The 25,587-nt window shown below is 61.0% G+C and carries 22 protein-coding genes and 1 tRNA gene; 15 read left to right on the forward strand and 8 right to left on the reverse strand.

Annotated features, from left to right (window positions below):
* Positions 1-45: 45 nt before the first annotated feature.
* From FFM81_RS03630 to FFM81_RS03640, 3 genes are all read right to left on the reverse strand, one after another.
* Positions 46-963 carry an NAD-dependent epimerase/dehydratase family protein gene (locus FFM81_RS03630; RefSeq protein ID WP_003566346.1) on the reverse strand — a complete coding sequence of 306 codons (918 nt, stop codon included), beginning with the start codon at positions 961-963 and terminating at the stop codon, positions 46-48.
* Positions 960-1,784, reverse strand: coding sequence for a glycosyltransferase (locus tag FFM81_RS03635; RefSeq protein ID WP_025416995.1), 825 nt, complete (start codon positions 1,782-1,784; stop codon positions 960-962). The genes FFM81_RS03630 and FFM81_RS03635 overlap by 4 nt, the downstream gene beginning before the upstream one ends.
* A gap of 204 nt (positions 1,785-1,988) precedes the next feature.
* Entirely contained in the window at positions 1,989-3,209 is a 1,221-nt protein-coding gene (locus tag FFM81_RS03640; RefSeq protein WP_025416994.1) for an NAD-dependent epimerase/dehydratase family protein, read from the reverse strand.
* A 164-nt stretch (positions 3,210-3,373) separates the two neighbouring features.
* On the opposite strand from FFM81_RS03640, the gene ybgC reads away from it, so the two are divergent.
* The 13 genes from ybgC (at position 3,374) to serA (ending at position 19,128) form a co-directional block, all read left to right on the forward strand.
* Positions 3,374-3,829, forward strand: coding sequence for a tol-pal system-associated acyl-CoA thioesterase (gene ybgC, locus FFM81_RS03645; protein ID WP_012485098.1), 456 nt, complete (start codon positions 3,374-3,376; stop codon positions 3,827-3,829).
* Positions 3,830-4,310: 481 nt separating this feature from the next.
* Positions 4,311-5,030 (forward strand): protein TolQ, encoded by a 720-nt coding sequence (gene tolQ / locus FFM81_RS03650; RefSeq protein WP_003566335.1) that lies wholly within the window; start codon positions 4,311-4,313, stop codon positions 5,028-5,030.
* A gap of 18 nt (positions 5,031-5,048) precedes the next feature.
* The gene (tolR, locus tag FFM81_RS03655) at positions 5,049-5,504 is read left to right on the forward strand and encodes a protein TolR (protein WP_003566333.1); all 456 of its coding nucleotides are present in this window, start codon (positions 5,049-5,051) and stop codon (positions 5,502-5,504) included.
* Between the two features lie 8 nt (positions 5,505-5,512).
* On the forward strand, positions 5,513-6,658 hold the full coding sequence (locus tag FFM81_RS03660; RefSeq protein WP_003566330.1) for a hypothetical protein: 1,146 nt from the start codon (positions 5,513-5,515) through the stop codon (positions 6,656-6,658).
* Positions 6,659-6,767: 109 nt separating this feature from the next.
* Positions 6,768-8,075, forward strand: coding sequence for a Tol-Pal system beta propeller repeat protein TolB (tolB, locus tag FFM81_RS03665; protein ID WP_003566328.1), 1,308 nt, complete (start codon positions 6,768-6,770; stop codon positions 8,073-8,075).
* A gap of 144 nt (positions 8,076-8,219) precedes the next feature.
* Complete coding sequence (gene pal / locus FFM81_RS03670; protein WP_097533167.1) at positions 8,220-8,753, forward strand: peptidoglycan-associated lipoprotein Pal; 534 nt, start codon at positions 8,220-8,222, stop codon at positions 8,751-8,753.
* A 161-nt stretch (positions 8,754-8,914) separates the two neighbouring features.
* The gene (gene ybgF, locus FFM81_RS03675; RefSeq protein WP_025416990.1) at positions 8,915-9,904 is read left to right on the forward strand and encodes a tol-pal system protein YbgF; all 990 of its coding nucleotides are present in this window, start codon (positions 8,915-8,917) and stop codon (positions 9,902-9,904) included.
* Positions 9,905-9,915: 11 nt separating this feature from the next.
* Positions 9,916-11,298, forward strand: a complete 1,383-nt coding sequence (gene tilS, locus FFM81_RS03680; protein ID WP_138385358.1) for a tRNA lysidine(34) synthetase TilS — start codon at positions 9,916-9,918, stop codon at positions 11,296-11,298.
* Positions 11,299-11,395: 97 nt separating this feature from the next.
* Positions 11,396-13,327, forward strand: coding sequence for an ATP-dependent zinc metalloprotease FtsH (gene ftsH, locus FFM81_RS03685; protein WP_003566319.1), 1,932 nt, complete (start codon positions 11,396-11,398; stop codon positions 13,325-13,327).
* Positions 13,328-13,571: 244 nt separating this feature from the next.
* Entirely contained in the window at positions 13,572-14,924 is a 1,353-nt protein-coding gene (gene glmM / locus FFM81_RS03690; RefSeq protein ID WP_003566317.1) for a phosphoglucosamine mutase, read from the forward strand.
* A gap of 264 nt (positions 14,925-15,188) precedes the next feature.
* Positions 15,189-16,025, forward strand: coding sequence for an outer membrane protein (locus FFM81_RS03695; RefSeq protein WP_003566316.1), 837 nt, complete (start codon positions 15,189-15,191; stop codon positions 16,023-16,025).
* Between the two features lie 183 nt (positions 16,026-16,208).
* On the forward strand, positions 16,209-17,387 hold the full coding sequence (locus tag FFM81_RS03700) for a phosphoserine transaminase (protein WP_003566314.1): 1,179 nt from the start codon (positions 16,209-16,211) through the stop codon (positions 17,385-17,387).
* Positions 17,388-17,532: 145 nt separating this feature from the next.
* The gene (serA, locus tag FFM81_RS03705) at positions 17,533-19,128 is read left to right on the forward strand and encodes a phosphoglycerate dehydrogenase (RefSeq protein ID WP_003566312.1); all 1,596 of its coding nucleotides are present in this window, start codon (positions 17,533-17,535) and stop codon (positions 19,126-19,128) included.
* 80 nt (positions 19,129-19,208) lie between these two features.
* Here the strand turns inward: serA and FFM81_RS03710 are convergent, their stop codons facing one another.
* Positions 19,209-19,472 carry a hypothetical protein gene (locus tag FFM81_RS03710; RefSeq protein WP_003566311.1) on the reverse strand — a complete coding sequence of 88 codons (264 nt, stop codon included), beginning with the start codon at positions 19,470-19,472 and terminating at the stop codon, positions 19,209-19,211.
* A gap of 508 nt (positions 19,473-19,980) precedes the next feature.
* Between FFM81_RS03710 and mnmA the strand changes: the two genes are divergently transcribed.
* Both mnmA and FFM81_RS03720 read left to right on the forward strand, forming a co-directional pair.
* Positions 19,981-21,180, forward strand: coding sequence for a tRNA 2-thiouridine(34) synthase MnmA (gene mnmA, locus FFM81_RS03715; RefSeq protein ID WP_003566308.1), 1,200 nt, complete (start codon positions 19,981-19,983; stop codon positions 21,178-21,180).
* 135 nt (positions 21,181-21,315) lie between these two features.
* Positions 21,316-21,392: transfer RNA gene (locus FFM81_RS03720), tRNA-Met, on the forward strand.
* Positions 21,393-21,942: 550 nt separating this feature from the next.
* Here FFM81_RS03720 and FFM81_RS03725 read toward each other — a convergent pair.
* The 4 genes from FFM81_RS03725 to FFM81_RS03740 form a co-directional block, all read right to left on the reverse strand.
* Entirely contained in the window at positions 21,943-22,776 is an 834-nt protein-coding gene (locus FFM81_RS03725) for a VCBS domain-containing protein (protein ID WP_003566271.1), read from the reverse strand.
* Between the two features lie 345 nt (positions 22,777-23,121).
* Positions 23,122-23,838, reverse strand: a complete 717-nt coding sequence (locus FFM81_RS03730; protein WP_025416987.1) for an ABC transporter ATP-binding protein — start codon at positions 23,836-23,838, stop codon at positions 23,122-23,124.
* The gene (locus tag FFM81_RS03735; protein WP_003566267.1) at positions 23,819-24,583 is read right to left on the reverse strand and encodes an ABC transporter ATP-binding protein; all 765 of its coding nucleotides are present in this window, start codon (positions 24,581-24,583) and stop codon (positions 23,819-23,821) included. Before FFM81_RS03735 ends, FFM81_RS03730 begins: the two co-directional genes overlap by 20 nt.
* Complete coding sequence (locus FFM81_RS03740; protein WP_003566265.1) at positions 24,580-25,587, reverse strand: branched-chain amino acid ABC transporter permease; 1,008 nt, start codon at positions 25,585-25,587, stop codon at positions 24,580-24,582. The genes FFM81_RS03735 and FFM81_RS03740 overlap by 4 nt, the downstream gene beginning before the upstream one ends.

Below are 25,587 nucleotides of genomic sequence, written 5' to 3' on the forward strand. Positions count from 1 at the left end.
CCGACAGTTCGGGGCCTCGATTGCTTTTCGGCGCATCTTGCAACGTCAGACTTGCGTGGACCTGTGTTGTGGGGCAGCCGGCAGCGCGGCGGCGAGCTGTTGCATCGTCTCCTCAAACAACGGCGCCCCGCCCGGCATCCAGCCGAGCGCACGGATTTTTGCGGTGCTCATGGGATTGAGCGCCCCCTTGTCGGCGGGGGGCGGCAGCAGGTGCCGACAGCCGGTCTCGCGCCGGATGGGTGAAAGGATATCGCGCGTGTCGACCGATATGTCCGAGACGTTGAACACCTCGCCGGAGATACGGCTGCTCTCTGTCTCCAGCATCAGCCGCACCGCACGCCCGAGGTCGCGGCCGTGAAGCTCCGTTCCCACACGTGAATCAACCGGTCGGCCGCCGAGGTAATCGGCGATGACACCGTCCCATTTGTTCGGCGAGAGATCGCCGTAGATGCCGGTCGCCCTCAGGCTTACGCCGGCAAAACCTGGGGTGGAGAGGTGGGCAAGTGCGCGTTCGGCATCGAGCTTGACCTGGCCGTAGAGGGTTTCTGGCTTGGCCAGCATCGTTTCCCAGAGCTCGGTTCCTTCAGGATGTTGACCATAGGCGGCGCGGCTGGAGAGGAAGATGCAACGGCGCGTGCCTGCGCGTTTGGCAGCTTCGAAAAGACGGACGGTGCCATCGAGATTGAGCCTGTGAAAGGTCTTCGGATCGTCGCCCTCGCCGCCGCGGTATTTGCCCGGAACATGGCTGAAGGCGGCGTGGACGAAGAAATAGGCATCGTCGAAGACGTCGATCTGGTCCTTGTCGGGATCGAGCGAAAGGGCTGCAAACTCGACCGGGCGCGAGAAGAGGCGCGGGTGGGGCGCACGGCGTCCGCCGACGATCACCTGATAGCCGGCGGTCAGTAGCTCCTCGACGACATAGCGGCCGACGAGACCCGTTCCGCCGGATACCAGTACCTTCATATTGCCCCTTCCGGATTGTCCAGCGCCGTAATCTCGGGCACATCGCTGTTATGGTGGAAATGGTGCCACAAATCGATCAAAGGTTGTAGCTGCGCTGCCTTGAGATGATCTTTTTCCCACGGTTTTTCATACTGGTAGTGCAGGATCGAAATGCTCTTCCAGTCCCAAAGCTCCGGCATGGTGAACCATACATATTGCAGCATGTTGAAATAAACCGGCAGGCCGTGCCAATCCGGGAAGAAGGTCTCCAGAAAGGTCTGGTCGGTGCGGCGCCAGAAGGTGTCTGGCCTGTCGAGCCTTTCGAGCATGTGCCGGAATGTGTCATGCGAGGGCGTGGCGACGAAGACGCCGGAATTCATGCGGCGGAAGTCGGCGAGGCTTTCATAGACATTGGGGGCGGCGGAAAATTCCGGGTAGAGGAAGAGCTTGTCGACGTTCTTCAGCACCAGGGCGTCGGCATCGATGAAGACGCAGCGCTCATATTCGACGAGCTGCCACAGCCTGAGCTTGCAGAAATTGTCGAGCGGCGAATGGAAATCCGGCTTGCGGCCCTTGGTGAAGGGGGCCGCGGAATGGAGCTGGCCGCGCGCATGGCGTTCGTTGAAGGCGGCAGACAGCGGCAGATGCTCGACCTCGATCAGGCGACAGCCGAGGGTCTTGAGCGGGGCGAGGGCGGCCGCATCGACGCCGGCGGTGTGGAGGACGACGATGTCGGCGCTGATGGCGGTGCGCCTCAGTGAGTGGACGAGGGCGGTCGCGCCCAGGGCGTAGTCGGCATTGGTGACGAGGGTGACGTAGGCAAAGTTTGAGGTAGATGTCATTGGCGCCGGCCGCTTCCACCCACGCCCTCATTCCTGTGCTGGTCAAAGGAATCCAGCCACGGCGCGTCCGCGCCGTGAATGACTCTCCTGCGGCCAATGACTTGGGCGCGCTGGATTCCTGTGACATCCCTCGGGCTAAACCCGAGGACGGGAATGAGGGGGAGACTATTGGACTGGCCGGGCTTCAACACATCAGGCCTTCGCTCACGACACCGACTTCAGCCGCTTGCCTTCCGGATCGTGATTGATCGTCGCGGCGATGTCCTTGGTCCAGGCGGAAACAGCAGGCACGCGCGAGCGGTCGACGCGATAGGCGAATTTCTTGGCGACGTCGACGATCTCGCCGAGCAGGCCGGCTTCCAGCGTGATCGGTTCGAGGCCGAGAGTTCGGAATTTCTCGTTTTGAACGATCAGCTCGTTTTCGGCGGCTTCCTTGCGCGGGTTGGGCAGCCAGGCGATGTCGGCGCCGCTTATCCCCGCGATCATCTGCGCGAGGTCGCGCACCCGGTGGGTTTCAGTCATCTGGTTGAAGATCTCGACACGCGCGCCGCGGGCCGGTGGATTCTCAAGCGCCAGCTCGATGCAGCGCACCGAATCCTGGATATGGATGAAGGCGCGGGTCTGGCCGCCGGTGCCGTGCACGGTCAGCGGATAGCCGATCGCCGCCTGGATGAGGAAGCGGTTCAGCACGGTGCCGTAATCGCCGTCGTAATCGAAACGGTTGATCAGCTGCGCATGGCGGCGCGTCTGCGCGGTATGCGTGCCCCAGACGATGCCCTGGTGCAGGTCGGTGATCCTCAATCCGTCGTTCTTGGCGTAGAACTGGAAGAGAAGCTGATCCAGGCACTTGGTCATGTGGTAGATCGAGCCGGGATTGGAGGGATAGAGGATCTCCTGGCTGACCGTCTCGCCGGCTGGAGTTTCGATGCCGACCGGCAGGTAGCCCTCGGGGATCGCTGCGCCGACCGTCGAATAGCCGTAGACCCCCATGGTGCCGAGGTGGATGAGATGGGCGTCGAGATTGAGTTCGGTCAGCGCGTTCAAGAGGTTGTGCGTGGCGCTGACATTGTTGTTGACGGTGTAATTCTTGTGGCGGTCGCTCTTCATCGAATAGGGTGCGGCCCGCTGTTCGGCGAAGTGGATGATCGCATCTGGGCGATGCTCGGAAAGCCATTTCTTCAGGAGTTCGTAGTCCTTGGCGAGATCGATCAGATTGAAGTGGATGCGGCGTCCGGTTTCGGTATGCCAGATGCGGGTCCGCTCCTGGATCGAATCCATCGGTGTCAGCGATTGAACGCCGAGTTCGGTGTCGATCCAGCGGCGTGAGAGATTGTCGAGGATATGGACGTCGTGACCGGCATCGGAGAGATGCAGCGATGTCGGCCAGCCAATGAAACCATCTCCGCCCATAACCGCAATCTTCATCGCATCGTCTCCTGATCGGTTCGTTCGCTATCGGGAATAGTTAGGAATTATGACAATCATTCAACGCCTACCGGCTGGGCATTCAATGCCTGCCGGTCGGACATTCAATGCTTGCCTGGCGGAAAGCGTTGCGCCAAAGAGGGCACCGAAGTTTGGAGAAAATTATGACAGAACGCCCTTTTTCCATTTCGGGAGAGCTGACGGAGGCCGGACATCGCCTCGTTCAGCGGGTCTATTATGAAGACACGGATTTCTCCGGCCTGGTCTATCACGCCCGCTACCTGCATTTCCTGGAGCGCGGCCGCACCGATTATCTGCGCTGCCTCGGTGTCGAACAGCGCGAGCTCGTCAGTGCCGATGAGGAGGGCCTCGTCTTCGTCGTCCACCGCATGGAGATCGACTTCAAGAGCCCGGCGCGCATGGACGATGTGCTGACGATCCTGACTCATACGGAAAAAGCCGGCGGCGCCAAGATGGTGCTCAATCAGCAGATTCGTTCGGGCGAGACGCTGCTGATCGCCGCCAAGGTGATCATCGCCGTCATTAACGCCAGGGGACGGCCGCGGCGGCTGCCGGAAACATTGGCGGCGAAATTCCTGGAAGGCAGCACGCCGCTTTGAGCATGATGCCGAAAAGTGTGAGCGGTTTTCGGACGACATCATGCTCTGTTTTTGATTTAGATGCAGATGACTTTAGGCCGGGCGGCCTAAAGTCATCTGCATCGGGCTGCGAATCGTCCGGAATTCAGGCTTGTCAAAACTTGAATTTTATGTGAAGGAATTCCCGTGCCGCAGGATGAGTGCTTTTTCGGCAGCCGGATCTTGCTCCGGTCAAGTAAACCGTGGAACGAAATCTTCCAGATGCAGGCTTACTGTCACAGTCCGGCACTAACGATCTATTAACCATAATAGTGTCTTACTGGGAAAGTCGGAGTTTGTGCGGTGCACGCCTTCCTTTGACCAAATTTGACGGCAAGAAGGCGGAAGATGAGCTTGGAAGTTTGACCAGGGCTTTGGGCGGCGGTCGCCGGACACTTCTTGCGAGATCAGTTTGTGCCGCCCGGTCTAGCGCCGGGCGTTTGGATTCGGGGATTTTGGACCAATGGAACAAATAGGATTGGCAGCAGCAACGACGGACGTCAGCCTCTGGTCGCTTTTCATGCAGGCCGGCATCGTCGTCAAGCTCGTCATGCTCGGGCTCATCGCAGCCTCGGTGTGGACCTGGGCGATCGTCATCGACAAATACCTGGCCTATGGCCGCGCACGGCGCCAGTTCGACAAGTTCGAGCAGGTGTTCTGGTCGGGTCAGTCGCTGGAAGAACTCTACCGCTCACTGTCGGAACGCAGCAATACCGGACTGGCGGCGATCTTCGTGGCCGCCATGCGCGAATGGAAAAAATCTTTCGAGCGCGGCGCCCGTTCGCCGATCGGCCTGCAGATGCGTATCGACCGGGCGATGGACGTGACGCTGTCACGCGAATCGGAATTTCTCGGCGCCCGTCTCGGATCACTGGCAACGATCGGTTCAGCCGGTCCGTTCATCGGTCTCTTCGGCACGGTCGTCGGCATCATGACCTCGTTCCAGGCGATTGCCGGCTCGAAGTCGACCAACCTTGCGGTCGTCGCGCCCGGTATCGCCGAAGCGCTGCTTGCGACCGCGATTGGCCTCGTCGCCGCTATCCCGGCGGTTATCGCCTACAACAAGTTCTCTGCCGATGCCGGCAAGCTCTCGGGTCGCATGGAAGGTTTCGCGGATGAATTCTCCGCCATACTTTCGCGCCAGATCGACGAGAAACTGCAGCCGCGCGCTGCCGCTCAGTAACCAACGGAGTATACTAACATGGGTATGGCTGTTGGAGGCAATGGCGGCGGGGGCGGCGGACGCCGCCGTCGCGGCGGTCGGAACAAGGCCGTGATCTCCGAAATCAACGTGACGCCGCTGGTCGACGTCATGCTCGTGCTTTTGATCATCTTCATGGTCGCAGCACCGATGATGACTGTCGGCGTGCCGATCGACCTGCCGGAAACGCAGGCCAAGGCGCTGAATTCCGAGACGCAGCCGATCACCATCTCCGTCAAGAACGACGGCGAAGTGTTTCTGCAGGAGACCCCGATCCCGGCTGCCGAGATCGCAGCCAAGCTCGAGGCGATCGCTACCACCGGCTATAACGAACGTATCTTCGTGCGCGGCGACGCGACAGCGCCCTACGGCGTCATCGCCGACGTCATGGCCCGTATCCAGGGCGCCGGCTTCAAGAATATCGGTCTCGTGACGCAGCAGAAGAAGGACCAGTAACGTTCAAGATGAAGACCAGCGTCGTCACATCTGCTGTTCTGCACTGTCTGGTGCTTACCTGGGCGATGGTGTCGCTCAGCGCGCCTGAATCCTTCAAGGTGGAGGATTTCGAGGCGATGCCGGTCGATCTGGTGCCGGTGGAATCCATCACCCAGATGCAGCAGGGCGACAAGAAGGCTCCGAAGAAGGAGACGTCTGCGCCGGTGCCGACGACACGGCCGCCGATCGCCCAGCCCGCGGAGAATGCCGGCGACAACAATGTCGACCTGAAGACGCCGCCTGTGCCGAACGCCAAGCCGAGCAATAGCGAGGCTGCCGCGGCGAATTCGAGCGAAAAGCCGATGCCGAAGACCGATCCGAAGCCGAATGATGTCAAGGACATCGTCAAGGAGGAAACGGAGGTCGAGCAGCCGAAGGAGGTCGCTTCCATTCCGCCGCCGAAGCCCGTCGAAGTGACGCCGCCGAAGCCGGAGGAAAAGCCGCCGGAAGAGCAGGCCAAGCCCGAGGAACCGCCGAAGCCGGACGCGGAAGCATTGCCGGACAATGTGCCGACCCCTGTCGCCAAGCCGCAAGTAAAACCGCCGGAGCCACAGAAGCCTGCCGAGAAGCCGCCGGAAAAGACCCCGGACCAGCCGAAGACCGCCGATACGCCGACCGACAAGAAGAAGGCGGACAAGAAGCAGGAAACGGCGAAATCGGCCTCGACGATGAAGAGCGATTTCAATGCCGACGAGATTTCGGCCTTGCTGAACAAGACCGATCCTTCCGCAGGGGGCGCCAAGCGCTCGACGCAGGAGGCATCGCTCGGTGCGAAAAAGAGCAATGGTGGCTCGAAACTCAGCCAGAGCGAAGAAGATGCGATGCGCAGCTTGATCGAAGGCAACTGGCTTGTCACACCCGGAATGGAAGGCCTTTCCGGCCTAGTGATCACGGTGCATTTCAAGTTGGGCAGAGACGGCGCCATTATCGGTCAGCCGGACATCGAATCGTCTGGTGGAAGCAGCAGCGATTCGACGCGTCGTGCGCTGGAAAGCGCTGCTTACCGTGCCGTGATGAAATCCGCTCCTTCCTTTTCCTCGACCCTTCCGATGGACAAATATGATGCTTGGAATGAGGTCGTTCTCAACTTCGATGCGAGCAGCTTGGGAATCTAGATGTCGAGGAGTCTAGCTTCGAAAGATAAGTACGATGCTTGGAAGCAAGTTGTCTTGAACGCCGCTGCCGGCAAATTGAATTCATGAAGTGCTGAAAGGCTTATTTGATATGGTCAAGTGTTCCCTCATTCGCGCTCTGATGGTCATTGTAGGCCTGATTGGGGTTGCAGCCTTTACGACTCCGGCGAACGCGGTGCTCACCCTTGATCTTCGAAAGGGTAACGTCCAACCGCTTCCGATCGCGGTGACCGACTTCCAGGGCGACATGGGCGCGCAGGTTTCGCAAGTCATCGCTGCCGACTTGCAGCGCTCCGGTCTCTTTGCACCCATCAACAAGACAGCCTTCATCGAGAAGATTTCTAATCCCGACGCTTCGCCGCGTTTCGAGGACTGGAAGGTCATCAATGCACAGGCGCTGGTCACCGGCCGGGTTACCAAGGAAGCAGATGGCCGTCTTCGCGCCGAATTCCGGCTCTGGGACCCGTTCGCCGGGCAGCAGATGACCGGTCAGCAGTTCTATACGCAGCCGGAGAACTGGCGCCGTGTGGCTCACATCATCGCCGATGCGATCTACAAGCAGATCACCGGTGAGGAAGGCTATTTCGACACCCGCGTGGTCTTCGTCTCCGAATCCGGCACCAAGCAGCAGCGCAAGCGCCAGCTGGCGATCATGGACCAGGACGGCTTCAACGTGCGCATGCTGACTGATGGCAGCGATCTCGTGCTGACGCCGCGCTTCTCGCCGAGCCGGCAGGAGGTCACCTACATGTCCTTTGCCAACCAGCAACCGCGTGTCTATCTGCTGCAGCTCGAAACCGGGCAGCGCGAAGTCGTCGGCAATTTCCCGGGCATGACATTCTCGCCGCGCTTTTCGCCGGATGGTCAGAAGGTGATCATGAGCCTGCAGCAGGACGCCAATTCCAACATCTATACGATGGACCTGCGTTCGCGCACGACGACGCGACTGACCTCGACGGCTGCGATCGACACCTCGCCCTCCTATGCGCCTGACGGCAACCGCATCGCCTTCGAAAGTGACCGCGGCGGACAGTCACAGATTTATGTTATGAATGCCGACGGGTCCGGGCAGACCCGCATCTCCTTCGGCGATGGCCGTTACTCTACGCCGGTCTGGTCGCCACGCGGCGATCTCATCGCCTTCACCAAGCAGTCAGGCGGCAAGTTCTCGATCGGCGTGATGAAGCCGGATGGTTCGGGCGAGCGTATCCTCACGACTGGTTTCCACAACGAGGGCCCGACCTGGGCGCCGAATGGCCGTGTCATCATGTTCTTCCGTCAGGCGGCGGGCTCGGGCGGTCCGCAGCTCTATTCGATCGATCTGACCGGCTACAATGAACAGGCCATCAAGACACCGTCCTACGGTTCAGACCCGGCTTGGTCGCCGCTTATGGAGTAGGGCTGCCTTCATGTCGCCTCAGAATCATGAAAACCGGGCGACCACGGGACAAATCAGTAAATCGTTAACCATAATCTTTGAGGGGCGGTTAACCGAGTGCGGTTACTGTCCGGAAACCCTGATGAACTCGCAAGGAGACCGGCCATGAGCCGAATTCATACCCCGGCAATGAGCCGCATGCAGAATTTCGCCCGCAACCCCGTCATGATCGCGCTGGTCGCCGGTCTCGCGCTCGCAAGCTGCGCCAAGAAGAACGGCGGCATGCCGAACAGCGCCGGCGATATCGGCCTCGGCGCCGGTGCGGCAACGCCGGGCTCGGCCCAGGACTTCACGGTCAATGTCGGCGACCGCATCTTCTTCGATACCGACTCCTCGTCGATCCGCGCCGATGCTTCGCAGACGCTCGACCGTCAGGCCCAGTGGCTTGGCCGCTACCCGAACTACCAGATCACCGTGGAAGGCCATGCCGACGAACGCGGCACGCGCGAGTACAACCTCGCGCTCGGCGCCCGCCGTGCGGCTGCCGCCAAGGATTATCTCGCTTCTCGCGGCGTCCCGGCGCAGCGCCTGAAGACGATTTCTTACGGCAAGGAACGTCCGGTCGCCGTCTGCGACGATATTTCCTGCTGGTCGCAGAACCGCCGCGCGGTCACGGTTCTCGGCGGCGCCGGCATGTAATGTGCCGATTTCAGTTCGCTTTCGAAGGGCGGTCCCATCAGGGGCCGCCTTTTCTTTTTGACCACACTTTGGCCAGACTCCGTTGCTTTTTGAAAGCAATTGGAAAAATCTCCTGTTCGTGCCATCGAGGTGCGAAGAATCACTGGGACAGGACGATACATATGAAGAAACTTGTCGTGGCAGGCATGCTGTGCCTCGCGGCTGTGACCGGGAGCGAACGGGCGGCCTATTCCGCCTCGTTCTTTGGGCTGCATCTCGGCGGCCGATCCGCGGAAAACCAAGCGGCGCCGCCTGTTGTCAAGGTGCAGAGCGGCGACGCCGAGATTCGCGTGCAGCAGCTCGAGGAGCAATTGCGGCAGCTGAACGGCCGGATCGAGGAAATGAGCTTCCAGCTGCTGCAGATGCAGGAGACAATCCGCAAGCAGCAGGAAGACAATGAATTCCGCTTCCAGCAGTTGGAAAAGACGGGTGCCGGTGGTGGCGGCGCCAAAGCCCCCGTCAAGAAGAGCGAGACCGATGCCGCTCCGGCAGCGTCCGGCGGCGATGACGTTGCCAGGGTGATCCAGGCACCACAGGGAGCCGAAACGGCTCCCTCCACCAACGTGCCCAGCAATAGTGGCCTCGGCCAACCGCCGAAGGAGCTCGGCTCGATCGATTTCGATCAGAACGGCAATGCGGTCGGCGGGACAGTCGACGACAACGCCACTGTCGGCTCCGGCCCTATCCCTGATGCCAATCCCGGCGCGCCGCAGCAAACCGCCTCGCTCGGCGGTGAGGCTGACCAATACAAGGCGGCCTATGGTCATGTCTTGTCCGGCGATTACAGCACGGCCGAACAGGAGTTTACCCAATACATCACCCGCTACCCGAGCAGCGCGCGGGCGGCGGACGCCAATTTCTGGCTTGGCGAGGCGCTCTATTCGCAGGGCAAGTACAATGAGGCGGCCAAAACCTTCCTCAATGCGCACCAGAAATACGGCACATCAGAAAAGGCGCCGGAGATGCTGTTGAAGCTCGGCATGTCGCTTGCCGCCCTCGACAATAAGGAGACGGCCTGTGCGACGCTGCGCGAAGTCTCGAAGCGTTACCCGAAGGCTTCGCGTGCCGTCATAAGCAAGGTTGGAAGCGAACAGAAGCGCCTCGCCTGCTAAGGTCTTCCGGCATGTCTCCGGAAGCCCCTTCGCCTCGAGAGGCGATCCTCCAGTTTCTTAACTCGCTCCAAAGCCCCGCACGCATTCTCGTCGCGATCTCGGGCGGCAGCGATTCCACCGGCCTGCTTCTCCTTCTCGATGAAGTCGTGAAGGCCGCGCCGCATCTCGAGATTTCCCTATGCGCTGCGACCGTCGATCATGCGTTGCGCGCCGACTCCGCAGACGAGGCGCGTGAAGTCGCAGCCCTCTGCACATCGCTCGGCATTGCCCACACCATCATGACCTGGCAAGGCGACAAGCCGAAGACCGGTATCATGGCCGCAGCCCGCGAGGCGCGTTACGGCCTGCTCGCCAATGCCGCAGAAAGCGTCGCAGCCGATCTCATTGTCACCGGCCATACATTCGACGATCAGCGCGAAACGCTTGCCATGCGCGGCATGCGAACGGCGCAGATCTCGACCGGTATTGCCGATGCGGTGCTTTTCGACCGGCGTTTCTGGATTTTGCGGCCGCTTCTCTTTTCCACCCGGGCGGATATCCGGGCCTTCCTGAGGGAGCGAGGTACGCGCTGGATCGACGATCCCAGCAACGAGGATATGAGGTACGAGCGCGTGCGGACGCGCCAGCGGCTTTCGGCCGATGCATCTGCGGAGCAGGACATTCGTGCCGCCTGGGAGGAGCGGCTGGCTCTTTCGTCCAGAGGCGCCGAATGGCTGGATCGTCATTTCAGGCTTCACGGCGGTTTGCTCGGGCAGGTGATGCCAGACGGGTTGAGGCAGGATCGGGCAGTACTCGACTATGCACTGGGCCGCCTGACGGCCGTTTTCGGCGGGCAGCCGTTTGTGCCGGGCAGGGCGCAGATGGAGCGCCTTCTCCGGTTTGCCGGCGGCGGCGACCCAGGCCGGATGACGGTCGGCCGGGTGGTGTTCGATCTCAGGCGTGACGGGCTTTATTTTTCCCGCGAGACCCGGGGGACAACGCCGCTGGTATTGCAGCCGGGAGAGGCAGGGGTGTGGGATGGGAGGTTTCGTGTGCGCAATGGGTCGGCAATAGCCACAAGAATAGAAGGGCAAGCCGGCCGCTCCTCCCTCATTCCTCTCCTCGGGCTTGATCCTCGGGTCAAGCCCGAGGAGAGGAATGAGGAAGGGTGGGGTAGGGGGCTTCCCAAGGCAGCATGGAGACGCGCCATGGCCTCGGCACCGGTCTTGTCCGCCGACAAAGCCCCATTATCTCCGGAAACCGCCGGGGCAATCGGCCTCACGCCCTATTTCGCACCCTTCGACCGCTTTTTGACACGATTTGATTTCATCTTTGCCAACAGGCTTTCGGCGGTTTTCGCGACGGCGCCCTATGCGAGGCCGCCTTTAAGAAGTATTGACGGAAAAACCATCTGACCTGGGGGATCGCCTTGGCAATCGCACGGCGCAACCCTATGTTAGAAACGAATAAGACGGTCGCCATGAGGCGGCTGTTCCAGTGCTGGGGAGTTCAATGAACCCTAACTTACGTAATTTCGCCTTGTGGGCGATCATAGCGCTTCTGCTGATCGCCCTTTTCAGTATGTTCCAGACGGCGCCGGCGCAGACGGGCTCCCGGGAGATCCCTTATTCGCAGTTTCTGCGTGAGGTCGATGCGGGCCGCGTGAAGGATGTCGTGGTCACCGGCAATCGGCTGAGCGGAACATATCTGGAGAATAACAATAACTTCCAGACCTATTCGCCCGTCATCGACGACAGCTTGCTCGACCGCCTGCAGGCCAAAAACGTTGCCGTCACCGCGCGTCCGGAGACCGATGGTTCCTCCGGCTTTCTGAGCTACCTCGGGACGCTGCTGCCGATGCTGCTCATCCTCGGCGTCTGGCTGTTCTTCATGCGGCAAATGCAGGGCGGCTCGCGCGGCGCGATGGGCTTCGGCAAGTCGAAGGCCAAGCTGCTCACCGAAGCGCATGGCCGTGTCACCTTCGAAGACGTCGCCGGTGTCGACGAAGCCAAGCAGGATCTCGAAGAAATCGTCGAATTCCTGCGGGATCCGCAGAAGTTCCAGCGTCTCGGCGGCAAGATCCCGCGCGGCGTGCTGCTCGTCGGCCCTCCGGGCACCGGCAAGACGCTGCTTGCCCGCTCGGTTGCCGGCGAAGCCAACGTGCCCTTCTTCACCATTTCCGGGTCTGACTTCGTCGAAATGTTCGTCGGCGTCGGCGCCAGCCGCGTGCGCGATATGTTCGAGCAGGCGAAGAAGAATGCGCCCTGCATCATCTTCATCGACGAAATCGATGCCGTCGGTCGTCATCGCGGCGCCGGTCTCGGCGGCGGTAATGACGAACGCGAACAGACGCTGAACCAGCTGCTTGTGGAAATGGATGGCTTCGAGGCGAATGAAGGCGTAATCCTGATTGCCGCCACCAACCGCCCCGACGTGCTTGACCCGGCGCTGCTGCGTCCCGGCCGTTTCGACCGTCAGGTCGTGGTGCCGAACCCGGATATCGTCGGCCGCGAGCGCATTCTCAAGGTGCATGCGCGCAACGTTCCGCTGGCGCCGAATGTCGATCTCAAGGTTCTCGCCCGCGGCACGCCCGGCTTCTCCGGCGCCGATCTGATGAACCTCGTCAACGAAGCCGCTCTCATGGCCGCCCGCCGCAACAAGCGCGTCGTCACCATGCAGGAATTCGAAGACGCCAAGGACAAGATCATGATGGGCGCCGAGCGCCGTTCCTCGGCCATGACCGAGGCGGAAAAGAAGCTCACCGCTTACCATGAGGCCGGTCACGCCATCACCGCGCTTAACGTCGCCGTCGCCGATCCGCTGCACAAGGCGACGATCATTCCGCGCGGCCGTGCGCTCGGCATGGTCATGCAGCTTCCTGAGGGCGACCGCTACTCGATGAGCTACAAGTGGATGGTGTCGCGCCTGTGCATCATGATGGGTGGCCGCGTCGCCGAAGAGCTCACCTTTGGCAAGGAGAACATCACTTCGGGTGCCTCCTCCGACATCGAGCAGGCCACCAAACTTGCCCGCGCCATGGTCACGCAATGGGGCTTCTCCGACGAGCTCGGTCAGGTCGCCTATGGCGAGAACCAGCAGGAAGTCTTCCTCGGGCATTCGGTTTCGCAGTCGAAGAACGTTTCGGAAGCAACCGCGCAGAAGATCGACAATGAAGTGCGCCGCCTGATCGACGAAGCCTATACGCAGGCCCGCACGATCCTGACGGATAAGCACGACGAATTCGTCGCCCTTGCCGAGGGTCTGCTCGAATACGAGACGCTGACCGGTGAAGAGATCAAGGCGCTGATCCGCGGTGAGAAGCCGTCGCGCGATCTCGGCGATGATTCGCCGCCAAGCCGCGGCTCGGCGGTTCCGAAAGCCGGCGCAAGGCCCGCCGCCAAGGGTGATGAGCCCGAAGCCGGCCTCGAACCGCAGCCGCATTGAGCGGTTGGCACGATCTTGAACAAAGGCCGAATTTTCCCCAGCGGAAGGTCCGGCCTTTTCTATTGGTAACGGGATATAATCATTTTTCTTGCTAATTTACGTGCCGATCGCCGCATTTTGTGGCATTCCGCTGAATTGAGGCAAGCATGATTCACGCTCCTGGATCGACGACATTCCATGGAAGCCGGACTAGCTTGGAATGGTGCGCTGCCTTGAATGGCGCGCGGAAAGCGCAGGAGTGCAGATGAAGAGACGCTATTTCGGTACGGACGGCATACGCGGCCAATCCAACGTCTTCCCGATGACGCCGGATCTCGCCATGCGGGTCGGCATTGCTGCCGGTACGATCTTCCGCCGCGGCAATCACCGCCACCGCGTCGTCATCGGCAAGGATACGCGCCTCTCCGGTTATATGCTTGAGAACGCCATGGTCGCAGGCTTCACCGCTGCCGGTCTGGATGCCTTTATTCTCGGCCCGATTCCGACGCCTGCCGTCGCCATGCTGACGCGCTCGCTGCGCTGCGATATCGGCGTGATGATCTCGGCTTCGCACAATCCTTATGAGGATAACGGCATCAAGCTCTTCGGCCCTGATGGTTACAAGCTTTCCGACGATCTCGAAGCCGAGATCGAGGATCTGCTCGAAAAGGACCTGAACGCGCAGCTTGCCAAATCCGACGATATCGGGCGCGCCAAGCGCGTCGATGGCGTGCATGACCGCTATATCGAACATGCCAAACGGACTTTGCCGCGCGACGTGACGCTGCAGGGGCTGAGGATTGCGATCGACTGCGCCAATGGTGCTGCCTACAAAGTGGCGCCTGCCGTGCTCTGGGAACTCGGCGCCGAAGTCGTCACCATCGGCAATGAGCCGAATGGCACCAACATCAATCTTAATTGCGGCTCCACCAGCCCGGTGGCGCTGCAGAAGAAGGTCGACGAGGTGCGTGCCGATATCGGCATTGCGCTCGATGGCGATGCGGACCGTGTCATCATCGTCGACGAAAACGGCTCGATCGTCGACGGCGACCAGCTGATGGCCGTCATCGCCGAGAGCTGGGCCGAGAACCAGCAGCTGCGCGGCAACGGCATTGTCGCCACCGTGATGTCCAATCTCGGCCTGGAGCGCTTCCTCGACGAGCGCGGCATGGCGCTTGCCCGAACGCGGGTCGGCGACCGCTACGTCGTCGAGCATATGCGCCAGCACAACTACAATGTCGGCGGCGAGCAATCGGGCCACATCGTGCTTTCTGACTACGGTACGACCGGCGACGGTCTGGTCGCCGCGCTGCAGATCCTGGCTGCGGTGAAGCGGACCGGGCGGACCGTCAGCGAGGTCTGCCGCCGCTTCGAGCCGGTGCCGCAGCTCCTGCGCAATGTCCGCATCAGCGGCGGCAAGCCGCTGGAGGATCTCCAGGTGCAGAAGGCGATCGCCGATGCCGAAACCGAGCTCGCCAAGAACGGCCGCCTCGTCATCCGCCCCTCAGGCACCGAGCCGCTGATCCGCGTCATGGCCGAGGGTGACGACCGCGCCCAGATCGAGCGCATCGTTAACGAGCTGATCGGCACGATCTCGAACGTGCGCACCGCCGCCTGATCCTGTGACAATAGATTACTGAAGAAGCCGGTGCGCATGCGCCGGCTTTTTCGTCATGCGAGTTCGATTCAGCCAGATTCTATAGTCGCTGAAGGCCGAATTCTTATCGCTGCGATCGCTGTTTTCTTTCAGGAGTATCTGCAAAATACGGTAAATAATCGTGGTTAAGCAGCTTTTAACGTTTCCCCTTCATTATCCATCCGAAGCGTATCAGTTTGGCAGCGACTTCAGCCTGCCGACCCAACGGATTTTGGAGTGGGATCCATGAAAAGAAGCTTGTCCGGCATCTTCGCCGCATTGTTGATCGCGACAAACGCCTATTCCGCGGACCTCGCCCCTGCCGAGCCGATCCCGGAGCAGCCGCCCGAGGTGACGGTCACTGAAGCGACCGGCTGGTATCTGCGCGGCGATGTCGGTTATGCCTTCACCGATCTGCGCGGAGCGCGTTATTTCCAGGGCAGCAACGCCACCGAAGTCGATTTTGACGATGCAGACCTCGACGACGCATGGACGATCGGCGGCGGTGTCGGTTATCAGATCAACAGCTATCTGCGCACCGATCTGACCTTCGACTATTTGACGCAGGCTGATTTCAAAGGCTCGACGGTCGGACAGTGCGGCTTCCCCCTGGTGGATTGCACGTCGAGCGACCGCTCTTCGCTGACCGCCTATACGCTGCTTGCCAACGCCTACGTCGATCTCGGCACCTACGGCTATGTCACGCCCTACGTCGGCGCCGGTATCGGTGGTTCCTACGTCAAGTGGAAGAACCTGCGAAACGTCGCCTGCGCCGATGACGGCAGCTTCTGCGATGACCAGGTCACCCATGGCGGCAAGGGCAACTGGCGCTTTACTTACGCCCTCATGGCCGGCGCCTCGATCGACGTCACCTGCAACGTCAAGGCCGATGTCGGCTACCGCTATCTACATATCGACGGCGGCAACATGTTCGGATACGCCGAAAACGGCGGCCCTGGCCGCGACAAGGGTCTCAGCGTCCACGAAGCCCGCGTCGGCGCCCGCTATCTGTTCGGCGGCTGCGCCCAGGCGAGCTACGAACCGCCGCCGGAAATCCCGCTGCAGCCGGCGGTCTACAAGTAAGCTCAATTCTTCTCCATCAGAAAGCCGCCCGCCCGGGCGGCTTTTTGCTGCGTCAATCGTGCCTGCGTCAAAATATCCTCTCTCTGCGACACTTCGATCTTGACTATGGCGTCTGCTATCCATACACACGGCGGCGGGACACCCTTCCCCAACGAAGGGCTTTCTATCTGAGAGGATAGCATCATGGCGAAGACCGCAAAGCCGGACATCCGTCCGCACAATACTCATTTTTCTTCTGGCCCCTGCTCGAAGCGCCCCGGTTGGTCGCTCGATGCCCTTTCCGACGCGGCCCTTGGCCGTTCGCACCGCGCGAAGGTCGGCAAGACCAAGCTCAAGCAGGCCATCGACCTTACCCGTGAAATTCTCGACGTGCCGGCGGATTACCGCATCGGTATCGTTCCGGCGTCCGATACCGGCGCCGTCGAAATGGCGCTCTGGTCGCTGCTCGGCGAACGTGGCGTCGACATGCTCGCCTGGGAAAGCTTCGGCGCCGGCTGGGTCACCGATGTCGTCAAGCAGCTGAAGCTCAAGGATGTGCGCAGGCTCGAAGCCGGTTACGGCGAGCTTCCCGATCTCGCCGCCGTCGATTTCGATCGCGATGTCGTCTTCACCTGGAACGGCACCACGTCGGGCGTGCGCGTGCCGAACGCCGATTTCATCCCTGCCGACCGCAAGGGCCTGACGATCTGCGATGCCACCTCGGCTGCTTTCGCGCAGGAACTCGATTTCGCCAAGCTCGATGTCGTCACCTTCTCCTGGCAGAAGGTTCTGGGCGGCGAGGGCGCGCATGGCGTCATCATCCTCTCGCCGCGCGCCGTCGAGCGTCTCACCACCTATACGCCCGCCTGGCCGCTGCCGAAGATCTTCCGCATGACCTCGGGCGGCAAGTTGACGGAAGGCATCTTCCAGGGCGAGACGATCAATACGCCGTCGATGCTCTGCGTCGAGGACTATATCGATGCGCTGGTCTGGGCCAAGGGCCTCGGCGGCCTTAAGGCGCTGATTGCCCGCGCCGATGCCAATGCCAAGGTCATCCACGATTTCGTCGCGGCCAACGACTGGATCGCCAATCTCGCCGTCAAGGCGGAAACGGCCTCCAACACCTCCGTCTGCCTGAAGATCGTCGACAAGGACATCACGGCGCTTGACGACGACGGCCAGGCCGCTTTCGCCAAGGGGCTGGTCGGCCTCCTGGAAAAGGAAGGTGTGGCCTATGACGTCGGCCACTACCGCGACGCGCCATCGGGCCTGCGCATCTGGGCCGGCGCCACGATCGAGGCATCCGACATGCAGAAGCTGATGCCCTGGCTTTCCTGGGCCTTCGAAACGCAGAAGGCGCAGCTCGCTCAGGCGGCCGCCTGACGTGATCGCATCCGGCTCCGCCGCAGGGCGGAGTCGATTCAAAGAATTAGAGCATGATGTCGTCCGAAAACCGCTCACACTTTTCGGCATCATGCTCTGGCATCCCTGATTCATTCATCGCTGAACACTTTTGAAGGAGGCCACAATGGCACCTCGCGTTCTCGTATCCGACGAATTGTCGGAAACCGCCGTCCAGATCTTCCGCGACCGCGGCGTCGAAGTTGATTTCGAACCGCAGCTCGGCAAGGATAAGGACCGTCTGCTCGACGTCATCGGTAAGTATGATGGTCTGGCCATCCGCTCTGCCACCAAGGTGACGGAAAAGATCATTCAAGGGGCGACGAACCTCAAGGTTGTCGGCCGCGCCGGCATCGGTGTCGACAATGTCGATATCCCGGCCGCCTCGCGCCGCGGCATCATCGTCATGAACACGCCCTTCGGCAATTCGATCACCACGGCCGAACATGCGATCGCGCTGATGTTCGCCGTCGCCCGCCAGCTTCCGGCAGCCGATACCTCGACGCAGGCCGGCAAATGGGAGAAGTCGAAATTCATGGGCGTCGAAATCACCGGCAAGACGCTCGGCGTCATCGGCGCCGGCAATATCGGCTCGATCGTCTGCGCCCGCGCTATCGGCTTGAAGATGCACGTCGTCGCTTATGATCCGTTCCTCTCCAAGGAGCGCGCCGAGGAGATGGGCGTCACCAAGGTCGAGCTCGACGAGCTTTTCGCCCGGGCCGACTTCATCACGCTGCACGTGCCGATGACCGACAAGACGCGTGGCATCCTCAACAAGGAAGCGCTGGCGAAGACCAAGCCGGGCGTGCGGATCATCAACTGCGCCCGTGGCGGCCTGGTCGATGAGGCAGCCCTTGCTGAAGCCATCAAGTCCGGCCATGTCGCCGGTGCCGCCTTCGACGTTTTCGAGGTCGAGCCGGCCAAGGAAAGCCCGCTCTTCGGCCTGCCGAATGTTGTCTGCACGCCGCATCTCGGCGCCTCGACGACTGAGGCCCAGGAAAACGTCGCCCTCCAGGTGGCCGAACAGATGGCGGATTACCTCGTCAAGGGTGCGGTCTCCAACGCCATCAACATGCCGTCGATCACCGCGGAGGAAGCGCCGATCCTGAAGCCCTTCATCCGCCTTGCCGATGTGCTCGGCGCCTTCGTCGGCCAGGTCACCGAGGAGCCGATCAAGGAAATCGAAATCCTCTATGACGGCATCACCGCCAACATGAACACGCGGGCGCTGACGAGTGCCGTGCTCGCCGGTCTCATCCGCCCGCAGGTCGCCGACGTCAACATGGTTTCGGCGCCGATCATGGTCAAGGAAAAGGGCGTCGTGCTTTCCGAGGTCAAGCGCGACAAGACAGGTGTGTTCGATGGTTATATCAAGCTGACGGTGACGACCGAGAGCATGACGCGTTCCGTCGCCGGCACGGTGTTTTCGGATGGCAAGCCGCGCTTCATCCAGATCAAGGGCATCAATCTCGATGCCGACGTCGGATCGCACATGATCTACATCACCAATACCGACGTTCCCGGCATGATCGGCTTCATCGGCATGACGCTTGGTACTGCGGGCGTCAATATCGCCAACTTCCAGCTCGGCCGCGACAAGCAGGGCGGCGACGCCATCGCGCTGCTCTATGTCGACGGCGAGGTGGATGACGCCGTGCTCGGTCAGCTGACAGCCCACCCGGCAATCCGCCAGGCAAAGCTGCTCACCTTTAACATCGACTGAGTTTCGCCCTCCCAAGGCAAGACACGGAAAACCCGGCGCGGAAGGGCGCCGGGTTTTTGCTGCATCGGGAATGGCAGAAGTCAGTGGTGCTTGCGTCGGCGGACCATCCGGCCGAGACGTGCGGCATCGTCCTCTGCCTTCGTGCGATGAAGAAAAGCGAGCCGGCTGTCGTCAAAACCTTGGAAGAATTCGTCCCAGGAAATTTCCTCCATCGGTTCCGAGGAGAAGTCGATGCCGACGGTTTCGCTGTCCCGGGCGTCCTTGATACGGGCGGGATGCCCACCGCGTTTCTCGATCCAGTGTCTGATCCTGCTGTAATCCGCTGCCGTTCCGAACCTGGCCATGCAACCCTCCGCAGAAATTCGATTGCGACATTGATCACCTGCAACGCATGATGGAGGGAAATGTTCCATGGCGGTTGAATTATTGTGTCGATCGATTTTCGGTTCAGCCGTCCTGCTCAAGCATTCGTTATTTTGAGAATTGGGGCCGAACCGGCATAATTCCTACGGGCTGGAAAAGGAGGATGTTTATGAAGCGCTATTCATTCTCGATCATCGGACTGGCGCTCTTGACCGCTATCATCGCCAATCCGGGCATCGCATTCGCCTGCAACAAGCTGATCGGCACCTGAGCCGCACCCCCCGCTTCCAAGGCGTGGCTTAGGCCGCGCCTTGCTTTCGCCGGGTATTCCAAATCCGCGATCCGAGGCCGCCCCTTGCGTCCCGATGCAATCCTTTCTATATCGGTTCCTCATCGAGAAATGGCGGCCGATCCCGCCTGATATCGGCAAATCCGCCGCAATTGCAGCGCAAGGGCGGATCGTGACCCACGCAGAATTTGGCACCACCGTTGAACACACTGGATTTTGACAAGCAGCCGGAAGAGACCCGTGTCGTCGTCGCCATGTCGGGCGGCGTCGATTCATCTGTCGTCGCCGGCCTTCTCAAACAGCAGGGTTACGATGTGCTCGGCATCACGCTGCAGTTGTACGACCATGGGGCTGCCGTTCACCGTGCAGGCTCTTGTTGCGCCGGCCAGGATATCGACGATGCGCGCCGCGTCTGCGAAACGCTCGGCATTCCGCACTACGTTCTGGACTACGAGAAGCGCTTTCGCGAGACGGTGATCAATCCCTTCGCCGAAAGCTATGTGGCCGGCGAAACGCCGATCCCTTGTGTGTCCTGTAACCAGACCGTCAAGTTTGCCGATCTGCTGGCGACCGCCAAGGAGCTTGGCGCCGATGCGCTGGCGACCGGCCACTATATCCGCTCGCGGCCGAACCCGTCGCCGGAGCATCCCGGCCGCCGCGCGCTTTACCGGCCGGCCGATGCCGATCGCGACCAAAGCTATTTCCTGTTCGCCACGACGCAGGAACAGATCGATTATCTCCGCTTTCCCTTGGGCGGTCTGCCGAAGGCCGAGACGCGCAGACTTGCCGAAGAGATGGGCCTCGTCGTCGCCAAGAAGGCCGACAGCCAGGACATCTGCTTCGTGCCGCAGGGCAAATATTCCGACGTCATCACCAAGCTGAAGCCGAATGCGGCGCTCGCCGGCGAGATCGTCCATCTCGACGGCCGGGTGCTCGGCACCCATGAAGGCATTCTGCATTTCACGATCGGCCAGCGCCGCGGCATCGGTATTGCCACCGGCGAGCCGCTCTATGTCGTCTTTCTCGATGCCCGCTCGCGCCGCGTCATCGTCGGCCCGAAAGAAGCGCTGGAAACGCACCGCGTCTACCTGCGTGATGTCAACTGGCTGGGCGACGAGACGCTGGCGGAAGCCGCCTCCGGCAAAGGCTTTGCCTGCTACGCCAAGGTCCGCTCGACACGGGCGCCGGCGCCCGCCGTGCTGCACGTCGATGCCACCGGCACCTATGTCGACCTTACGGTTGGCGAGGCGGGTATCGCCCCCGGTCAGGCCTGCGCGCTTTATTCGGCACCCGGCGACAACGCCCGCGTCTTCGGCGGCGGCTTCATCGAGCGTTCGGAGCGGGAACCTTCAGCCGAAGCCTCGTTGAAGGCTCTTTTGTCCAGCCCCGTCGCCGCCTGAAATCAACAGGAGAGGGCAGGCATCAAAGCCCAGCGTTTTTCTCCATCATGCGCTTGACACAAAGCCGAGGCGCACCTTATAAGCCGCTCATCCCACGGGCCGGCACGCTTCGCGAGCAGGCATCGTTTGACCAGTGGCGGAGTAGCTCAGTAGGTCAGAGCAGAGGAATCATAATCCTTGTGTCGGGGGTTCAAATCCCTCCTCCGCTACCATCTCCTCAAATGCAGAATTAGCGATATTTGCGGCTCGATTTTGAGCCGGTTCCGGCCGCCGCCGTAGCACATTGACCGCAGCGCCAAGTGCGGCGGCGAGGGGACAAACGGTTCAGCTCTGATCTGCAGGATGTCCGCCAATGCGCGTCGCATTGAACTGGATTCATGCGGCGCGCTTTAGCTCTTTGTTTTATGCATGCCGCCTGGTACCGCGACACACTTCCGGGCGGCATGCATTAACGCCGAGGACAGTTCTATCTGTAGAGCGCCAAAAGCAAGACAGGTATCTTCGTCGACCAAAGATGCGATGCGGCAGCGATGATAATAGCCCATACGGCGAGCGAGAACATGACCGCCGCTAACCTGATCCCGACTGACTCCATCATTTCCTCCATCCCAGCAAAATCGTCCCTCCTCGGACGATCCAATGATAGCAAGGTGCAGGTCGCTCAGCTATCGCAAGAAATTGGTACCCGATAGAAGTTGCTAACCATGCGCTCGGAAAAGATGCAGAGTTTTCGGCGTTACGGCGCCCTTTTCACTCCCTCGGTCAAACGAGGAAGTGAAAATTGTCGTATTGCGCGCCGAAATAATCAGGGCCGCTATCTTCCGTGACGATCGGTTCGCTATCGAGCAGGAGGTAATCGATCGGGCCGTAAGCGCTGAGATCGATCAGCTGGGGATCGTGGATGCTGTCGGCGGTTATGGTCACTGTTGTGGAGAAGACAATATTGCCGTTCAGCTGACCTTCGATCGTCAGCACATTGTCATAGTTCGACGTTCCGTTGGCCACTTCGAATTGCTTGATCTGAAATGGGCCGCCATCCGCTGAATAGATGGGTGTCCAGAAGACGCCGCCTCCCAGATAGTGGTTGCCGTCGGCCTCCTCCCGCACCGTCGCATCGTCTCCGTCCCGCCAGGCGCCCCAGTCGAAGCCTTTATAGCCTGTGGGGAAGTCGCTATGGCCGACGTCTTCAAAATTGACGAACACATCGCCACGTTCCGGCAGGTCAATTGCGATGCTGAGCGCGCCGACGTCGGTGGCGCCTTTGCCGTCTGATATTTTGAAGGTGAATTTTTCGACCAGCGCATCCCCCGGTCCGAGTGCTGCGACCTCCGGCTTCGAGTGATCGAGTGCGTAGGTGTAGCTGCCGTCGGAATAAACGGTGAGCGTGCCGTACTCCCCCTGGATTGCCGTGCTCGTGGGCGGCGAGCCTGCATTGGCCGGTTGCGGAATGCGTTGTCCGTTGACGAAGTTGAGGCGTACCGTATCTCCATCGACATCCGTAGAACTGGTATTTTCGAGAATGTCGCCGGTAATCGCGTCGTCGATGCTGAAAACAGGCAAGTATACGTCGCCTGCGACTGGCTTGTGATTTGCCATTTCTACCTCCCGTGTGATTTTCGTTCCGACTATGCAATCCTATCGGGTAATCTGGCAACGGAAATTGACGATGCTTCGGACTAATTCGTCTGCGCTGGCCGACGGATTTCGAATGGTCGTGCACCGACCTCCAAGTAGAGGGCGGCGTTTGAGCCGAATCTGCTTGTGATTCAGAGCTTCTATGCTCTGTTACCGTGCCGCTGCCGTTCCATCGTGCGTGGAAAGACGTTCCAGGCAGCATGATAATGGCTGGCCGACGATGACGTCGTCATGACGATATACCGGTTATATTGCTGTCCGTGCCGAGCGCGGCAGAATGCAGGACGACTCGACGGCATCCAGCTGTCAATGCAGGCCACCGACCCCGAGCAGGCTCTCGACCGTCTGGTGATCCCGGGCGAGGCTCTCCGGCGTTCCCGTCCAGGCCAGTCGGCCTCGCTCCAGGATGACCACCTGATCGGCGAAATCGAGTGCACTCTGGATGCGCTGTTCGACGAGCAGGATGGTCATATCGCCTGACTGGGCGAGTGCGGCGAAGGCGGCCATCAGTTCCTCGCAGATGACAGGTGCCAGGCCTTCCAGCGGTTCGTCGAGCAGCAGGACGGAGGGGCGGCCGAGAATGGTGCGGGCGGTTGAGAGCATCTGCTGCTCGCCGCCGGAGAGCTGGCTGCCGAGGTTGCGGCGGCGCTCCTTCAGGCGCGGGAACATGGCATAGGCTTCCTCCAGCGCTGTTTTCGGCCGTGCCTTCAGGCCGACGAAGAGATTTTCCTCGACCGTCAGAGTCGGGAAGACACAGCGCGTCTGCGGCACATATCCGAGCCCCTTATGTGCCCGTGTCGCGCTCGGTGCGGTGGTGACATCCGCACCGCCAAGGCGGATATGGCCCTGATATCGCCTGGTCTGGCCGGCAAGGGTCGCCAGCAAGGTGGTTTTGCCCATGCCGTTGCGGCCGAGCACGGCAAGCCGGGCGCCTGCCGGCACGGCGAAGGAAATGTCTTCGAGCACGCGCGTCGGTCCATATCCGGCCGACAGATTTTCGACCTCAAGCGATATGGCTGGCATTGGCATAGCTCCCGAGATAGGCCTCGCGCACACGCGCATCCTGGGTGACGTCTTCAGGCCGGCCGTCGAAGATGATTGTGCCAGCGGCCAGTACGATGACGCGTTTGGCAAAACGGAAGACAAGGTCCATATCGTGTTCGATCATCAGGACGGCGAGACCGGCGGGCAGATCGGCGAGCGCCTGTTCGATGCGGCCGGTATCGCTTTGGGGCACGCCGGCTGCCGGCTCGTCGAGCAACAGCACTTTCGGCTTCAGCGCCAGCGCCACGGCGATCTCAAGAAGCCGCTGCTGGCCATAGGCGATCTCGCTGACCTTGCGATGCATCAGCGGCGCCAGTCCGAGCTTTCCAAGGAGATCGTCGACCTCCGCCATGACATCGGGCATATGCAGGAAACTCCCGAACATGCGTCCGGTCCTCCCGTCCCGCTGAAGCACGGCGAGGCCGACATGTTCGGCCGGTGTCATATCCTGGAAAAGCCGTGTCACCTGAAAGGATCTGACGAGACCGCGTTTGACCCTGCCGATGGCACCGACTTTCGTGACCACCTCGCCGCCGAGCCGCACCTCGCCGGAATCGGGCGAGAGATTGCCGGTCACCAGGTTGACGAAGGTGGTCTTGCCGGCGCCGTTCGGGCCGATCAGCGCCACACGATCGCCCGGTGACATCATAAGCGAGACATCATTGGTAACGGTAAGGCCGCCGAAAGCTTTCCTGAGATTGGCGACCTGAAAAACCGGGCTCATGAGCGCTGCTCCCTGCGGCGGTCAATGAAGGCCGCAGCGGTTCCGTAGAGACCCTTCGGCGCGAAAAGCACGACGGCGATCAGCAGCGCACCGACCATGGTCAGCCAATGGAAGGGATTGGCTGCCGAGACATAATCTTCAAAGAGCATGAAGATGACGGTGCCGGAGAGCGCGCCGAAGAGGGAGCCGGTGCCGCCGAGCACCAGCATGACAAGCGCCTCGGCCGATTGCGTGAAAGACAGGCTGTCGAGGCCGACGACCTGCGTCGAGATCGCATTCAAGGCGCCGCCGACACCGGCCACGGCGCCCGATATCCCATACATCCTGATGAGAGCCGCCTTCGGCGAAGCACCCATGGCGCGGACACGCAGCGGGTCTTGCTTGATGGCGCGGCAGAGCATGCCGAAGGGAGAGCGGACCAGCAATCGCAGCAGCACGAAGACAACAAGCAGCAGCGCCATTCCGAAGAAGAAAGCGGTTTGACCGTAGAGATCAAATTCGAAAATGCCGAAGATCGGGTCCGGCGCGATGCCGGAAAGCCCGTCGCTGCCGCCTGTCCATGACGATGCCTTGTTGGCGAATTCATGGAAGAGATTGATCAGGGCGATCGACAGCACGAGCTGCGGCAATCCGTGCGCCCGCAGGATGACGATGCCGCAGAGCAGCCCGGCGACAGCGCCGCCTGCAATGCCGGCCAGCATCATCAGCAACGGATCATTGATGCCGTAATGCGCCGACACTATGCCGGCGGCATAGGCGCCGGAGCCGAACAGCGCGGCATGGCCGAGCGTGGCGACGCCGCAATAACCGGTGACGAGATCGAGCGAGAGGACGAACAGCGCGATCGTCGCCATGCGGGTCAGGAGCGCCAGATTGTCTGGGAAGGCGAAATAACCGATCGTCGCGACAGCGATGATCACGCCTATTCCGGCGAGATCGCGGCCGATGGTTCCGCGCCGCCGATGCTGAACGCGTTCGTTTTCGTTGTTTATGACAAGCGCCAT

Origin of the sequence: Rhizobium hidalgonense, from assembly GCF_005862185.2 — a bacterium.
Lineage (GTDB): Bacteria > Pseudomonadota > Alphaproteobacteria > Rhizobiales > Rhizobiaceae > Rhizobium > Rhizobium hidalgonense.